The sequence below is a fragment of the Bacillus sp. FJAT-14266 genome, from assembly GCF_001719225.1.
GTDB classification, from domain to species: domain Bacteria; phylum Bacillota; class Bacilli; order Bacillales; family Bacillaceae; genus Bacillus; species Bacillus subtilis.
The window spans coordinates 2,684,462-2,700,571 of the sequence record NZ_CP017072.1 but is presented as its reverse complement, the minus strand read 5'-3'; the positions used below and the strand labels follow the sequence as shown (position 1 = coordinate 2,700,571).

At 42.6% G+C, this 16,110-nt stretch carries 12 protein-coding genes, 1 pseudogene and 1 riboswitch; all 13 genes and pseudogenes read left to right on the top strand.

What is annotated here, in order from left to right:
- Positions 1 to 102: 102 nt before the first annotated feature.
- A complete protein-coding gene (murG, locus tag BGM23_RS13850; RefSeq protein ID WP_046664177.1) occupies positions 103 to 1,197 on the top strand; it encodes an undecaprenyldiphospho-muramoylpentapeptide beta-N-acetylglucosaminyltransferase in 1,095 nt (364 codons plus the stop codon).
- Positions 1,198 to 1,225: 28 nt separating this feature from the next.
- Positions 1,226 to 2,137, top strand: coding sequence for a UDP-N-acetylmuramate dehydrogenase (gene murB / locus BGM23_RS13845; protein ID WP_003232182.1), 912 nt, complete (start codon positions 1,226 to 1,228; stop codon positions 2,135 to 2,137).
- Positions 2,138 to 2,266: 129 nt separating this feature from the next.
- Positions 2,267 to 3,058 carry a cell division protein DivIB gene (gene divIB, locus BGM23_RS13840; protein WP_003232178.1) on the top strand — a complete coding sequence of 264 codons (792 nt, stop codon included), beginning with the start codon at positions 2,267 to 2,269 and terminating at the stop codon, positions 3,056 to 3,058.
- Positions 3,055 to 3,750, top strand: coding sequence for a DUF881 domain-containing protein (locus BGM23_RS13835; protein WP_015252137.1), 696 nt, complete (start codon positions 3,055 to 3,057; stop codon positions 3,748 to 3,750). The genes divIB and BGM23_RS13835 overlap by 4 nt, the downstream gene beginning before the upstream one ends.
- 22 nt (positions 3,751 to 3,772) lie before the next feature.
- Positions 3,773 to 4,480 (top strand): DUF881 domain-containing protein, encoded by a 708-nt coding sequence (locus tag BGM23_RS13830; RefSeq protein WP_015252136.1) that lies wholly within the window; start codon positions 3,773 to 3,775, stop codon positions 4,478 to 4,480.
- 17 nt (positions 4,481 to 4,497) lie between these two features.
- Positions 4,498 to 4,863: a small basic family protein gene (locus BGM23_RS13825; RefSeq protein ID WP_003238683.1), complete on the top strand. Its 366-nt coding sequence runs from the start codon at positions 4,498 to 4,500 to the stop codon at positions 4,861 to 4,863.
- 173 nt (positions 4,864 to 5,036) lie between these two features.
- Positions 5,037 to 6,359 (top strand): cell division protein FtsA, encoded by a 1,323-nt coding sequence (gene ftsA, locus BGM23_RS13820; RefSeq protein ID WP_003232169.1) that lies wholly within the window; start codon positions 5,037 to 5,039, stop codon positions 6,357 to 6,359.
- A 35-nt stretch (positions 6,360 to 6,394) separates the two neighbouring features.
- Entirely contained in the window at positions 6,395 to 7,543 is a 1,149-nt protein-coding gene (ftsZ, locus tag BGM23_RS13815; RefSeq protein ID WP_003232167.1) for a cell division protein FtsZ, read from the top strand.
- A gap of 302 nt (positions 7,544 to 7,845) precedes the next feature.
- Complete coding sequence (locus BGM23_RS13810) at positions 7,846 to 12,147, top strand: bacillopeptidase F (protein WP_029726509.1); 4,302 nt, start codon at positions 7,846 to 7,848, stop codon at positions 12,145 to 12,147.
- A 194-nt stretch (positions 12,148 to 12,341) separates the two neighbouring features.
- Positions 12,342 to 13,270 (top strand): annotated as a pseudogene (spoIIGA, locus tag BGM23_RS13805) (sigma-E processing peptidase SpoIIGA).
- 62 nt (positions 13,271 to 13,332) lie between these two features.
- Complete coding sequence (gene sigE / locus BGM23_RS13800) at positions 13,333 to 14,052, top strand: RNA polymerase sporulation sigma factor SigE (RefSeq protein ID WP_003221446.1); 720 nt, start codon at positions 13,333 to 13,335, stop codon at positions 14,050 to 14,052.
- Between the two features lie 139 nt (positions 14,053 to 14,191).
- Positions 14,192 to 14,974, top strand: coding sequence for an RNA polymerase sporulation sigma factor SigG (gene sigG / locus BGM23_RS13795; RefSeq protein WP_029726508.1), 783 nt, complete (start codon positions 14,192 to 14,194; stop codon positions 14,972 to 14,974).
- Positions 14,975 to 15,121: 147 nt separating this feature from the next.
- Positions 15,122 to 15,916 carry an ABC transporter ATP-binding protein gene (locus BGM23_RS13790; protein WP_029726507.1) on the top strand — a complete coding sequence of 265 codons (795 nt, stop codon included), beginning with the start codon at positions 15,122 to 15,124 and terminating at the stop codon, positions 15,914 to 15,916.
- Between the two features lie 12 nt (positions 15,917 to 15,928).
- Positions 15,929 to 16,030, top strand: a riboswitch (TPP riboswitch).
- Positions 16,031 to 16,110: the final 80 nt, after the last annotated feature.

Sequence of the window (16,110 nt, the reverse complement as noted above, 5' to 3'; positions counted from 1 at the left end):
TCCTGTCTAACATGAAGCTTGGAAACAATTGATGCGATAACCCTGTCCAACAAAACAGGGTTATCGTTATGTTATAGAGAAACTTAGACTGGGGGAAAAGAAATGCGAATTGCAATAAGCGGAGGCGGTACAGGGGGACATATTTATCCTGCGCTTGCTTTTATTAAAGAAGTGCAAAGACGTCATCCTAATGTGGAATTTTTATATATCGGAACAGAAAACGGGCTGGAGAAAAAAATTGTTGAGCGGGAGAATATACCGTTTCGTTCAATTGAAATTACAGGATTTAAAAGAAAATTGTCATTTGAAAATGTCAAGACTGTGATGCGTTTTCTGAAGGGCGTCAAAAAGAGTAAATCGTATTTAGCGGAATTTAAGCCCGATGCCGTAATTGGAACGGGCGGTTATGTATGCGGGCCGGTTGTCTATGCCGCTGCGAAAATGGGAATTCCGACTATTGTCCATGAACAAAACAGCCTGCCGGGCATCACGAATAAGTTTCTTTCAAAATATGTTAATAAAGTAGCGATTTGTTTTGAAGAAGCGAAATCACATTTTCCTAGCGAGAAAGTTGTATTTACGGGAAACCCGAGAGCCTCTGAAGTCGTCTCAATAAAGACGGGACGATCAATGGCTGAATTTGGGCTTTCTGAAGACAAAAAAACGGTCTTAATTTTCGGCGGAAGCCGAGGCGCTGCACCGATTAACCGCGCTGTCATTGACATGCAGGATGCGCTGAAAACAAGAGACTATCAAGTGCTGTATATCACCGGTGAAGTTCACTATGAAAAAGTAATGAATGAGCTGAAAAGCAAGGGTGCCGCTGATAATATGGTCACAAAGCCGTTTCTTCATCAAATGCCTGAGTATTTAAAGGCCATTGATGTCATTGTGGCCAGAGCCGGTGCGACAACGATTGCCGAAATTACTGCTCTCGGAATCCCAAGTGTTCTGATCCCAAGTCCATATGTGACAGCGAATCACCAGGAGGTCAATGCGAGATCTCTTGGCCAGCATAATGCGGCGATTGTACTGAAAGAAACAGAGCTCAGCGGGGAGAAGCTGATTGAAGCGCTAGACCGGATTGTACTGAATGAGCAAACGTTAAAGGAAATGAGCGAACGAACAAAGTCACTCGGTGTTCCTGACGCGGCTGCCCGTTTATACAGCGTACTCGAGGAATTAAAAAAATTGTAGAAAAGCAAATGGAATGCGGAGGTTTACGATGGAGAAAGTGATACAGGAATTAAAAGAACGCGAAGTCGGCAAGGTTCTTGCAAATGAACCGCTCGCGAATCATACAACGATGAAAATCGGCGGACCTGCGGATGTATTGGTCATTCCAAGCAGTGTAGATGCTGTTAAAGACATCATGGACGTGATTAAAAAATATGATGTGAAGTGGACAGTCATCGGCCGCGGATCAAATCTTCTTGTTTTAGATGAAGGAATTAGAGGCGTAGTAATCAAGCTGGGTGCGGGTCTTGACCACTTGGAGCTTGAAGGGGAGCAAGTAACAGTCGGAGGCGGTTATTCAGTGGTCCGCCTTGCTACATCATTGAGCAAAAAAGGCCTGTCCGGTTTGGAATTTGCTGCCGGCATTCCAGGATCAGTCGGCGGAGCGGTTTATATGAATGCCGGCGCTCACGGTTCTGATATGAGCGAGATCCTCGTCAAAGCGCATATTTTATTTGAAGACGGAACGATTGAGTGGCTGACAAATGAGCAGATGGATTTCAGCTACAGGACATCTGTACTGCAAAAGAAACGCCCGGGCGTTTGCCTTGAAGCTGTTTTGCAGCTGGAGCAGAAGGATAAGGAATCAATCGTTCAGCAAATGCAAAGCAATAAAGACTATAGAAAAAATACACAGCCGTATTCAAGCCCTTGTGCGGGAAGCATATTCAGAAATCCGCTTCCGAATCATGCCGGGAACCTTGTAGAAAAAGCAGGCTTGAAAGGATATCAAATCGGCGGTGCAAAGATATCGGAGATGCACGGAAACTTCATCGTCAATGCGGGAGGAGCATCAGCAAAAGATGTGCTTGATCTCATTGACCATGTGAAAAAGACAATCCGTGAAAAATACGAGATTGATATGCACACAGAGGTTGAAATCATCGGCGGAAATCGCTGATTCAAGTTCTGACTGAAGCTGTTCATATGATATACTGTAAGCAAACGACAAACGGCATCATAGTATGCCGTTTGTTTTGGAATAGACAGACTTTTAACAGCTGTTTCATTTGAATGAGGTGAACAGGCAATGAACCCGGGTCAAGACCGAGAAAAAATCGTTAACATTGAAGAGCGGATCCCTAAAATTAAAGAGCAGAGGAAACAAAAGGCAAACCGCCGTCTCATTTCATTTATTATGCTCTTTTTTATTATGGTGCTGATCATTGTGTACCTGCAAACACCAATCAGTAAAGTATCAACAATCTCTGTTACAGGGAATGAAAATGTATCAAAAAAGGAAATTATCGACCTTTCCGATATTAACAGCGGGGATACTGAGTTTTGGAGTTTGGACAAGCAAAAAACAGAAAAGAAGATTCAGCAAAATAAATTAGTGAAAAAAGCGGAGATCAGCAAATCGCTTCCTAATAAAATCAACATTGCAATCGAAGAATATAAAGCGATTGCTTATTTAGAAAAAGACGATGTGTACTATGAAGTGCTTGAAAACGGCTCAGTTCTGCCAAACGAAGTAACGCCAGATGATGCCGGACCGATTTTAGTGAATTGGACAAACGCGAAGAAGCGGTCTCAAATGGCCAAGCAGCTCGATGCGTTGTCAAATTCGTTAAAACAGTCGATTTCAGAAATTTATTATACGCCTGTAAAAATGGATGAAAACCGTATTAAGTTGTACATGAACGACGGTTATGTTGTCACTGCATCTATTAAAACGTTTGCAGACCGAATGAAGACGTATCCTTCTATCATTTCTCAGCTAAGCAGCAATAAAAAAGGAATCATTCATTTAGAAGTTGCCACCTATTTTGAAGAGTTTGGGAAAAACGATAAGGCTGCTAAAAAGGAAGATGAAAATTGAGGGGCAAATCAGCAGTCCTTCTTTCCTTGATTATGCTTATCGCAGGCTTTTTGATTTCATTTTCTTTTCAAATGACAAAAGAAAACAACAAAAGCGCGGCTGAGACGGAAGAGTGGAAAAAAGAATATGCGCTGAGAGATGAACTTCTGAAACAAGAGAAAGAAAATAAGAAGCTTGAAAAAGAATTATATCAAAAGCAAAACAAAGTCCGCCAGGCGGAAAATAAGCTGAAGAAAGAGAAGTCGGAATACTATAATGTCCTCGAAGATACAGAAAAATACAGGATGTATATTGGGGAAGTCGGTGTGCAGGGAGAAGGCGTTGAGGTGACATTGGAAGATGCGTCATACATACCGGAAGGGGAGAATGTGAATAGTTACATCGTTCACGAAAGCCATATCTTCCAAGTAGTAAACGAAATGTATATCTCAGGAGCGGCAGCTGTCGCCGTTAATGGACAGCGTTTGACGCATGATTCGTATATCAAATGCAATGGTCCTGTGGTAACGGTAGACGGGGTGCAGCATCCCGCTCCATTTACGGTATCCGCTATTGGAGATCCAGATGTCCTGCTGCCCTCGTTAAATATCGCTGGAGGCCTAATTGATCAGCTGTCAATGGATCATATTTCTGTGTCGGCAGAAAAAGAGAAAAACGTACAAATGAAACCGATTCTGAAAACGAAGGAATGACTGAAAAAGCGGGTGAAATAGATTGAAAATAAAGCGTTCCTTCATAAGCATCAGTGTGCTTATGGTCATCTTCGGCCTGATGATATCTGTTCAGTTTAATTCGTTAAAGCACCCCAAAGTCCGGGATACAAGAGATATGTGGGATATTAGGGAAGAGCTGACATCAGAGCAGAAGAAGCAGGAAAAGCTGCTGTCTGAAATAAACAAATATGACAAACTTCTGAATAGCTATTCGCAAACGAAAGAAATGACAAAAGAAACCGCGCTAAATAATACCTTGCAATCCTTAAAAAAAACAGCCGGCATGACCGATATAACAGGTAGCGGAATTGTCATTACGATTTCCCCGCTTTTTTCTGAAAGCTTAACAGGAGAGCCGGTCGAAAATCCGCCTCCGGATTTGCTGAAAAAGCTGATTAATGAACTCAACTCATACGGTGCAGAGCATATCTCGATTAACGAGCGAAGAGTTGTGAATCATACAGTCATCAGAGATATAAACGGCACTACAAAAATAGACGGATACGCCCTTGACGATTATCCTTTAACAGTAAAAGTGCTTGCCAAAGATCCGGACATGTTACACAGCAGAGTGAAGGGGTCAGGCCTTGAGGATCTTTTTGCATCTGAAAATTTAGCATTAAAAGCCGGTAAATCTGAAAGCAAACTAACATTAAAAGCATATGACAGACCACTGGACGTACAACAGCTGAAACTGCTTAAAGACTGAAAAGGAGGAGAATTGTCATGTGGCTGCCCGTGTTGGGACTGGTGCTCGGAATAGCGATTGGACTAATGACAAACTTAACGATACCGAGTGAATACTCAAACTATTTATCGCTTGCGGTGCTTGCCGCACTTGATACATTAATCGGCGGAATCAGGGCGCATTTACAAGGTACATATGATGAAATGGTATTTGTTTCCGGTTTCTTTTTTAATATTATATTGGCAATAAGTTTAGCTTTTCTGGGAGTCCATCTTGGTGTAGACTTGTATTTAGCAGGTATATTCGCATTTGGAGTCAGATTATTTCAGAATATAGCCGTTATCAGAAGAAATCTACTAACAAAGTGGACTCTTTCTAAAAAAAATAAAAAAAATGTGATATAAAAGAGGATATACATAGGATATAACGAATATTTTCAATAAACATAAAATGTGAAAAACACATAAAAATATTCTGTTGTTATTTTTTGTTACACACTTGTAAAGCCACATTCATTGTATTGTTGTTCCGCAAATAATAGAATAGAAATGATCGAAATGTGAGGAGGTGCCATAGAATGAACAACAATGAACTTTACGTCAGTCTTGACATCGGTACGTCCAATACAAAAGTGATCGTCGGAGAAATGACAGATGATTCCCTTAATATTATCGGTGTGGGAAATGTACCGTCTGAAGGGTTGAAAAAAGGCTCAATCGTTGATATAGATGAGACCGTTCATTCTATAAGAAAAGCGTTTGACCAAGCTGAAAGAATGGTAGGTTTTCCGCTTAGAAAAGCTATTGTCGGCGTTAATGGAAATTATATCAATATTCAAGATACAAACGGTGTTGTAGCAGTTTCCAGTGAAAATAAAGAAATTCAGGTTGAAGATGTACGCCGTGTCATGGAGGCGGCACAGGTTGTTTCAGTACCGCACGAACAGCTGATTGTTGACGTCATTCCTAAACAGTTTATCGTAGATGGAAGAGATGAAATCACCGACCCGAAAAAAATGCTGGGTGTGCGTTTAGAAGTAGAGGGCACCTTGATCACCGGTTCAAAAACAATCTTACATAACTTACTCCGCTGCGTTGAAAGAGCTGGTATTGAAATAACTGATATTTGCCTTCAGCCGCTGGCAGCCGGTTCTGCTGCATTATCAAAGGACGAGAAAAACCTTGGTGTGGCTCTCATTGATATAGGGGGAGGGTCAACAACCATTGCCGTATTCCAGAACGGACATCTCACTTCTACCCGTGTCATTCCTCTCGGAGGCGAAAATATCACCAAAGATATCTCCATCGGATTGAGAACGTCAACAGAAGAAGCAGAACGCGTGAAAAAGCAATTTGGACATGCCTACTATGACGAAGCCTCGGAAGATGAAATATTTGAGGTAACCGTTATAGGCACCAATCAAAAACAAACATTTACACAGCAAGAAGCAGCGAATATCATTGAAGCGAGAGTAGAAGAAATTCTTGAAATTGTTTCAGAAGAGCTTCGCAGTATGGGAATTACCGATCTGCCGGGAGGCTTCGTGCTGACAGGAGGACAAGCAGCTATGCCGGGTGTCATGTCTTTGGCACAGGATGTGCTGCAAAACAATGTCAGAGTGGCAAGCCCGAATTATATCGGTGTAAGAGATCCTCAATATATGACGGGAGTGGGCCTGATCCAATTCGCCTGCCGGAATGCAAGAATCCAAGGCAGAAAAATAGGCTTTAAGATGCCTGAAGAAGCGATACAGGAAATCGCAGTCTCATCATCTGAGGAACAAGAGCAGCATCATCACCAAAATGAGGTGCAGCAGCGGCCAAAAGGAAAACAAAAAACACAAGCCGAACATAATAAACAGAGCAAAATGAAAAAACTATTAAGCATGTTTTGGGAATAGATAGATAGTCATTCGGCAGATTAGGAGGATTTAGCATGTTGGAGTTCGAAACAAACATAGACGGCTTAGCATCAATTAAAGTAATCGGAGTAGGAGGCGGTGGTAACAACGCCGTTAACCGAATGATTGAAAATGAAGTGCAAGGAGTAGAGTATATCGCGGTAAACACGGACGCTCAAGCTCTTAACCTGTCAAAAGCAGAAGTGAAAATGCAAATCGGCGCAAAGCTGACTAGAGGATTGGGAGCAGGTGCGAATCCAGAAGTCGGGAAAAAAGCCGCTGAAGAAAGCAAAGAGCAGATTGAAGAAGCACTTAAAGGTGCTGACATGGTATTCGTGACAGCTGGTATGGGCGGCGGAACAGGAACAGGTGCCGCACCGGTTATCGCACAAATCGCGAAAGACTTAGGCGCATTAACTGTCGGCGTTGTGACAAGACCGTTTACCTTCGAAGGACGCAAAAGACAGCTTCAGGCTGCAGGCGGAATCTCGGCAATGAAAGAAGCGGTGGATACACTGATCGTGATCCCGAACGACCGTATCCTTGAAATTGTTGATAAAAACACACCGATGCTTGAAGCATTCCGTGAAGCGGATAACGTACTTCGCCAAGGGGTTCAAGGTATTTCTGACTTGATTGCTACACCTGGTCTTATCAACCTTGACTTTGCTGATGTGAAAACAATCATGTCAAACAAAGGATCTGCTTTGATGGGTATTGGTATTGCTACTGGGGAAAATCGCGCGGCAGAGGCAGCAAAAAAAGCAATTTCCAGCCCGCTTCTTGAAGCGGCCATTGACGGTGCGCAAGGCGTCCTCATGAACATCACTGGAGGAACAAACCTCAGCCTATATGAGGTTCAGGAAGCAGCAGACATTGTCGCTTCGGCGTCTGATCAAGACGTAAACATGATTTTCGGTTCTGTTATTAATGAAAATCTAAAAGATGAGATTGTGGTGACAGTGATTGCAACCGGCTTTATCGAACAAGAGAAGGACGTGACGAAGCCTCAGCGTCCAAGCTTAAATCAAAGCATCAAAACACACAATCAAAGTGTTCCGAAGCGTGAGCCAAAACGTGAGGAGCCTCAGCAGCAGAACACAGTAAGCCGTCATACTTCACAGCCGGCTGATGATACGCTTGACATCCCGACATTCTTAAGAAACCGTAATAAACGCGGCTAAAGTAAAGGACAAAATCGTTTTCGATTTTGTCCTTTTTTGTTTTTCTCTTCACACTTTCCTTCTTATAAAGTCTTTTTCCCTATTGCTTCCTTCGCTTAGTAACAAAACAGATAATTAGACCTATTTATTTTTGTGACATTTCTATCATTTTCATATATATGGAAATTGAATGACATGAAACGACAATATCTGTAATTCAGATTGTCTACAGTTAATATACAGCGATGTTCTGACAAACCATTCATTATTAAAAGGAGGGACGACACTTTTTTTAAAAAGCATGTTGAAAAAGGGGGATGAAAATGAAGAAAAAAACGAAAAACAGACTCATCAGCTCTGTTTTAAGTACAGTTGTCATCAGTTCACTGCTGTTTCCGGGAGCAGCCGGGGCAAGCAGTAAAGTCACCTCACCTTCTGTTAAAAAGGAGCTTCAATCTGCGGAATCCATTCAAAACAAGATTTCGAGTTCATTAAAGAAAAGCTTTAAAAAGAAAGAAAAAACGACTTTTCTGATTAAATTTAAAGATCAGGCTAACACAGAAAAAGCGGCAAAAGCGGCTGTTAAAAAAGCGAAATCGAAGAAGCTGTCTGCTGCTAAGACGGAATATCAAAAGCGTTCTGCTGTTGTGTCATCTTTAAAAGTCACAGCCGATGAATCCCAGCAAGATGTCCTAAAATACTTGAACACCCAGAAAGATAAAGGAAATGCAGACCAAATTCATTCTTATTATGTGGTGAACGGGATTGCTGTTCATGCCTCAAAAGAGGTTATGGAAAAAGTGGCGCAGTTTCCCGAAGTGGAGAAGGTGCTTCCTAATGAGAAACGGCAGCTTTTTAAGTCATCCTCCCCATTTAATATGAAAAAAGCACAGAAAGCTATTAAAGCAACTGACGGTGTGGAATGGAATGTAGACCAAATCGATGCCCCAAAAGCTTGGGCACTTGGATATGATGGAACTGGCACGGTTGTTGCGTCCATTGATACCGGTGTGGAATGGAATCATCCGGCATTAAAAGAGAAATATCGCGGGTATAATCCGGAAAATCCTAATGAGCCTGAAAATGAAATGAACTGGTATGATGCCGTAGCAGGCGAGGCAAGCCCTTATGATGATTTGGCTCATGGAACCCATGTGACAGGCACGATGGTGGGCTCTGAACCTGATGGAACAAATCAAATCGGTGTAGCGCCTGGCGCAAAATGGATTGCTGTTAAAGCGTTCTCTGAAGATGGCGGCACTGATGCTGACATTTTGGAAGCTGGTGAATGGGTTTTAGCACCAAAGGACGCGGAAGGAAATCCCCACCCGGAAATGGCTCCTGATGTTGTCAATAACTCATGGGGAGGGGGCTCTGGACTTGATGAATGGTACAGAGACATGGTCAATGCCTGGCGTGCGGCCGATATTTTCCCAGAGTTTTCAGCGGGGAATACGGATCTCTTTATTCCCGGCGGGCCTGGTTCTATCGCAAATCCGGCAAACTATCCAGAATCGTTTGCAACTGGAGCGACTGATATCAATAAAAAGCTCGCTGACTTTTCTCTTCAAGGGCCATCTCCATATGATGAAACAAAGCCGGAAATATCTGCACCGGGCGTAAATATTCGTTCATCCGTTCCCGGTCAGACATATGAGGATGGATGGGACGGCACATCAATGGCAGGGCCGCATGTATCCGCTGTTGCTGCACTGCTAAAACAGGCGAATGCCTCACTTTCTGTTGATGAGATGGAGGATATATTAACCAGCACGGCTGAACCGCTCACGGATTCAACATTTCCTGATTCACCGAATAACGGATATGGCCATGGTCTGGTGAATGCTTTTGATGCTGTATCCGCTGTTACAGATGGTTTAGGGAAAGCGGAAGGACAAGTTTCTGTAGAGGGGGATGACCAAGAGCCTCCTGTCTATCAGCATGAGAAAGTAACTGAAGCTTATGAAGGTGGCAGCCTGCCATTGACTTTGACAGCTGAAGACAATGTGAGTGTGACATCTGTAAAGCTGTCCTACAAGCTTGATCAAGGTGAATGGACAGAAATAACGGCTAAACGAATCAGCGGTGATCATCTAAAAGGAACGTATCAGGCAGAGATCCCAGATATAAAAGGAACTAAACTAAGCTATAAGTGGATGATTCACGATTTTGGCGGTCATGTCGTTTCGTCTGACGTATACGATGTAACAGTGAAACCAAGCATCACGGCGGGATATAAGCAGGACTTTGAAACTGCACCCGGCGGCTGGGTTGCGAGCGGAACAAATAATAACTGGGAATGGGGAGTTCCGTCAACTGGCCCAAATACAGCAGCATCTGGAGAAAAAGTATATGGAACGAATTTGACAGGAAATTATGCCAACTCAGCAAACATGAACCTTGTTATGCCTCCTGTTAAAGCACCTGATTCAGGAAGTCTGTTCCTTCAATTTAAAAGCTGGCACAATTTAGAGGATGATTTTGATTACGGCTACGTTTTTGTTCTTCCGGAAGGTGAAAAGAATTGGGAGCAGGCTGGTGTCTATAACGGAAAGACATCAAGCTGGACGGACGAAGAAATTGATTTATCGGCTTATAAAGGCCAAAACATTCAAGTGATGTTTAACCTTCAATCTGATGAAAGCATTGCAAAAGAGGGCTGGTATATTGATGATGTAGTGCTTTCTGACAAATCAGCCGGAAAAACAGTCAAAAAGAATAAGCTGGGCGTCGAAAAGCCGTCTGGAAAGCAAAAGAAAAAGCCAGTAAATCCGAAAAAGGCTAAGCCATCTGCAAACACAGCGGTAAAACATCAGAACAAGGCTATACAGCCTCAAGTTTTGCCGCTCAGGGCACAAGTCAGTGTAGTGGAAACAGGAAAATCAACATATTCAGATCAATCCACAGGGCAGTACACGCTGAAGCACAAAGCGGGAGACTATACGCTTATGGCAGAAGCATATGGTTATCAGTCGAAAACACAAAAAGTATCTTTAAAGACGGATCAGACGACACAAGCTAATTTTACGTTAGAAGAGATGAAGAAGGGCACATTAAAAGGCACGGTCATCAATAAAACGACAGGAGAGCCGGTAACAGGCGCTTCCGTTTATGTTGTAGAGGATGCTGCGGTGGAACCGGCTATGACAAACGACAAAGGTGAATATACGCTGGAGGCCTATGAAGGCGCTTATACGATTAAAGTCGCTGCACCGGGTTATTACAGTGATGAATTTTCCGTTGAGTTAAAAGGTGATGTTACAAAAGAAACTGCATTGAAGCCTTTCGTCGGTTATCCGGGTGAAATTGCATATGATGACGGAACAGCGGAGAATGCCAATTCCTATTTTGCTGCCGGTAACGGATGGGCGGTAAAAATGACGCTCGCTGACGGCAAGGACAAAGGCATGCTTACAGGAGGGCTGTTTAGATTCTGGGATACAGAGTTCCCAGATCCGGGCGGCACAGAGTTTAAGGTTGAGGTATACGATGCCACAGGAAAAGACGGAGCACCGGGCAAGAAAATTGCCGGGCCATTTAACGCTGAAGCTCTTCGCAATGGCGAGTGGACTAAGGTAGATCTCAGTTCAAAAGGGATTATGGTCGATAAAGACTTTTATCTCGTATATATCCAGTCGAAACCTGACCCGTATTCACCTGGACTGGCAATGGATGAAACCGGCAAGAATTCCGGCCGCAACTGGCAGTATATAGGTGGACAATGGGAGCCGGGTGACAAAGCAGACGGCAACTATATGATTCGCGCATTAGTTGATTACGAAGCTGCTGTACCTGAGATTACTTCACCGACAGACAAATCATACACAAATAAGGATAGCGTCACTGTAAAAGGAAAAGCTTCTCCTGGTACAACGGTACACATTTATAATGGAGAGAAAGAGGCAGGAGAAACGAAAGCCGCTGCGGATGGCACGTTCCATGCAGGCATCACACTCAACAAGGGTGAAAATGAGCTGACGGCAACTGCATCAACTGACAACGGAACAACAGATGCCTCCAGCCCAATCACGGTCACGCTTGATCAAGAAAAGCCTGAGTTAACGCTGGACAATCCAAAGGATGGCGGGAAAACAAATAAAGAAACGCTGACTGTCAAAGGGGCTGTATCCGATGACAATCTGAAAGACGTCAAGGTGAATGGCAAAAAAGCAACAGTAGCTGATGGTTCATACTCAGCCCGTATTCTTTTGGAAAATGGAAGAAATGAAATCAAGGTGATTGCTACAGACTTGGCAGGCAACAAAACGACGAAAAAGACAGTCATTGATGTGAACTTTGACAAGCCTGTCATTTCCGGCTTAATTCCGGGAGAGGATAAAAACTTAAAAGTCGGTGAATCTGTGAAAATCGCTTTCTCAAGCGCTGAGGATTTGGATGCAACGTTTATCATTCGTATGCCGCTGACGAATGCAAGAGCGAGTGTGCAAAACGCCACCGAACTCCCGTTAAGAGAAATCTCTCCGGGGAGATATGAAGGCTATTGGACAGCCACTTCTTCTATTAAAGCAAAAGGAGCAAAAGTAGAAGTGATCGTACGAGATGATTATGGAAATGAAACTAGAAAAACTGCGAATGGAAAACTTAATATCAACACAGAAAATTAAGTGGAAAAAAGCTGCCGTCATTGGCAGCTTTTTTATATATCCTCTCATTACACTTCCTCGACAAATTAAGCAGATTTCCCTGAAAAATTGTATTTTCCTCTCAACATTAATTGACAGACTTTCCCACAGAGCTTGCTTTATACTTATGAAGCAAGAAGGGGAACAGCGTGAGGCAAGAAAGAAAGGAGTCAGATGTGAAAATCTATTTAGATGTCATTTGGCTGTTAAACTTTTGTTTTGATGCACTTTTGCTTTTGCTCACGGCATTTATTTTAAAACGGCATGTAAAAAAAAGAAGACTGGTAGGCGGAGCGTTCATCGGTTCCAGTATTGTCCTTTTGATGTTTACTCCTTTTTCGCCGATTGTTGAACATCCGGCTGGGAAGCTAGCTTTTTCAGTTGTGATTGTGGTGGTGACATTTGGCTTTAAAAGATTTCGGTTTTTCTTTCAAAATTTGTTTTCCTTTTATTTTGCCACTTTTTTAATGGGGGAGGAATTATCGGAGCCCATTCTTTGCTGCAGTCAAATTCTATTGTTCAAAACGGTGTCATGATTACCAATCAAACAGGGTTTGGAGACCCGATCAGCTGGTTGTTTATTGTTGGTGGCTTTCCAGCATTATGGTTTTTTTCTAAAAGAAGAATTGAAGATATTGAAACAAAAAACATTCAATATGAGGAACGAGTCAGCGTGCAGGCAGATTTGGGCAGCCAAACACTTCATGTCAGAGGCCTGATTGATTCCGGTAATCAGCTGTACGATCCTCTTACAAAAACACCGGTAATGATCATTTACATTGATAAACTGGAGCCGATTTTCGGAACAGCCGAAACGATGATCATTCGAAACACAGACCCATTGGAAGCCATCGAACAGCTCGATGATTCCTTTCGCTTTTTAGATAAAATGAGATTGATTCCATACAGGGGAGTTGGTCAGCAAAATCAATTTTTATTATGCGTTAAACCGGATCACGTAACGATTATGACAAAAGAAGAAATGATTTCTGCAGATAAATGTTTAATCGGCATCAGCACAACAAAGCTGTCGGCAGATGGAGAGTTTGACGCGATTATTCATCCGAAAATGCTTTCGGGCAAGGCTGTCAAACACGTTTCATAATGTTCGCAAATGTCCGTTACTTATCATACTCAAACGGCGTGACATTTAGAAGGGAGAGGAAGATGAAAAAACTGAAATTACGGTTGACGCACCTCTGGTATAAGCTGCTGATGAAACTTGGGCTGAAAAGTGATGAAGTCTATTACATAGGCGGGAGTGAAGCCCTGCCGCCTCCATTATCTAAAGATGAGGAGCAGGTTTTGTTAATGAAGCTCCCAAACGGCGATCAGGCGGCGCGCGCCATTCTAATTGAACGCAATTTGCGTCTGGTCGTATATATCGCCCGTAAATTTGAAAATACGGGAATTAATATAGAGGATTTAATCAGCATCGGTACCATCGGTCTAATCAAAGCTGTGAATACATTCAATCCAGAAAAGAAAATCAAGCTTGCTACCTATGCCTCCCGGTGTATAGAAAATGAAATCCTGATGTATTTAAGAAGAAATAACAAAATCCGTTCAGAGGTTTCCTTTGATGAACCGCTTAATATTGATTGGGACGGCAATGAGCTTTTGCTTTCTGATGTGCTCGGCACTGACGATGACATCATCACTAAAGACATAGAAGCTAACGTCGATAAAAAGCTTTTGAAAAAAGCGCTTGAACAGCTTAATGAGAGAGAAAAGCAAATCATGGAGCTGCGGTTTGGGCTTGTCGGTGAAGAAGAAAAAACCCAAAAGGATGTAGCGGATATGATGGGGATTTCTCAGTCTTATATTTCGCGGCTTGAGAAAAGAATTATAAAAAGGTTGAGAAAAGAGTTCAACAAAATGGTGTAAAAAATTTTATGGTTAGAACCCCTTGATTTTACAGGGATTTCCTGATTTCGACAGTTTTTCGGTCTGAGTGCAGTGCATATTTTTCCCACCCAAGGAGATACTTAACGTTGTACAGCAGCTCCTGTAGGGAGGGAAAAAAGTGTCGAGAAATAAAGTCGAAATCTGCGGGGTGGATACCTCCAAATTACCAGTACTCAAGAATGAAGAGATGAGAAGGCTGTTTAGGCAGCTGCAGGATGAAGGCGATGATTCAGCAAGAGAAAAGCTTGTAAACGGGAACTTGCGTCTTGTCTTAAGTGTCATTCAACGATTTAATAACAGAGGGGAGTATGTTGATGACTTATTTCAAGTCGGCTGCATCGGACTAATGAAATCCATTGATAATTTTGACCTAAGCCACAATGTTAAGTTTTCAACATACGCTGTACCTATGATTATCGGAGAGATCCGCAGGTATTTACGCGATAATAACCCGATCCGTGTCTCAAGATCACTCCGGGACATCGCTTACAAGGCGCTTCAGGTAAGAGAGCGGTTAATCAGTGAGACAAGCAAGGAGCCGACTGCAGAAGACATCGCAAAAGTTCTTGAAGTACCGCATGAGGAAATTGTATTTGCGCTTGATGCCATCCAGGATCCGGTTTCTCTATTTGAACCGATCTATAACGACGGCGGAGACCCGATCTATGTGATGGACCAAATCAGTGATGAGCGTAATACAGATTCACAATGGATTGAAGAGCTGGCTTTAAAAGAGGGCATGAGAAGGCTGAACGATAGGGAAAAAATGATTTTGAGAAAGCGATTCTTCCAAGGGAAAACCCAAATGGAAGTCGCCGAGGAAATCGGAATTTCTCAGGCGCAGGTGTCCAGACTTGAAAAAGCGGCTATCAAACAAATGAATAAAAATATTCATCAATAATGAAAAGCCTTTAAAACGATGTTGTTTTAAAGGCTTTTCTATTGATTACGGATGGTTTACGTTTTGGAAAAAGTAAGGTATCCTAGTTCGTACAAAGTTTTATGAAAATTAAAACAATTATAAAAGGCAATAAAGAGGAGGACCACGATGATTTTGCAGCTTGACAATGTCTCACTAAAACGGAATGGGAAATGGATACTGAGAGATATTCATTGGAAGGTGGAAGAAAAGGAAAATTGGGTGCTTTACGGCCTAAATGGCGCCGGGAAGACGGCGCTGTTAAATATGCTTTGCTCTTATTATTTTCCAACATCAGGCGAGATGCAGGTGCTTGGCCATGAATTTGGCAAAACAGAGCTTGGGGAAAAGCTCAGACGTAAAATTGGCCTCGTCTCAGCAGCTCTTCAGCAAAAATTGTATCCGGCAGATTCAGCCTTTGAAATTGCTTTGAGCGGAGCTTACGCTTCGATTGGGTTATATGAAACGCCAAGTAAGGAAACCAGGGAAAAAGCGATTGGTTTGTTAGAGGACTTGGGAGCAATTGAATATGCCGATCGCCGCTATGAAACCCTTTCTCAAGGGGAAAAACAAAGAGCGTTGATTGCTAGAGCACTAATGGCCGATCCGGAGTTGCTGATACTGGATGAACCAGTCACAGGACTGGATTTTATTGCCCGGGAAAAGCTGTTAGATACGATTACATACATTGCAAACAAAGAAAATGCACCATCTATCCTTTATGTGACTCATCATGCTGAAGAAATTTTGCCTGTCTTTGATAAAGCCCTTTTATTAAAACAGGGAGAGGTCTTTGAATCCGGAGAAATAAAGGAAATGCTTACTGATCAAATACTTTCCGCTTTTTTTGATACGCCAATCCATGTATTATGGAATCAGGATCGGCCGTTTTTAACAAGAGCTGAGCCGATAACGAATGCCTGACAAACATATATAGATTCATCCTAGGGGTGCTTTGCGAAGCTGAGAGAGACTTTGTCTCAACCCTTTTGACCTGATCTGGATCATGCCAGCGGAGGGAAGCGGTGAAAAGCGGAGTACATCGGACTCCGTTTGTTTTTATTAAGCCGTTTCATCACATTTGAAACGGCTTTTTTGATTTTAAAGAATAGGAGCGG

Coding starts and splice junctions, on each gene's coding strand:
- murG (WP_046664177.1), top strand. CDS start 103: ATGCGAATTGCAATAAGCGGAGGCGGTACAGGGGGACATATTTATCCT.
- murB (WP_003232182.1), top strand. CDS start 1,226: ATGGAGAAAGTGATACAGGAATTAAAAGAACGCGAAGTCGGCAAGGTT.
- divIB (WP_003232178.1), top strand. CDS start 2,267: ATGAACCCGGGTCAAGACCGAGAAAAAATCGTTAACATTGAAGAGCGG.
- BGM23_RS13825 (WP_003238683.1), top strand. CDS start 4,498: ATGTGGCTGCCCGTGTTGGGACTGGTGCTCGGAATAGCGATTGGACTA.
- ftsA (WP_003232169.1), top strand. CDS start 5,037: ATGAACAACAATGAACTTTACGTCAGTCTTGACATCGGTACGTCCAAT.
- ftsZ (WP_003232167.1), top strand. CDS start 6,395: ATGTTGGAGTTCGAAACAAACATAGACGGCTTAGCATCAATTAAAGTA.
- BGM23_RS13810 (WP_029726509.1), top strand. CDS start 7,846: ATGAAGAAAAAAACGAAAAACAGACTCATCAGCTCTGTTTTAAGTACA.
- sigE (WP_003221446.1), top strand. CDS start 13,333: ATGAAAAAACTGAAATTACGGTTGACGCACCTCTGGTATAAGCTGCTG.
- BGM23_RS13790 (WP_029726507.1), top strand. CDS start 15,122: ATGATTTTGCAGCTTGACAATGTCTCACTAAAACGGAATGGGAAATGG.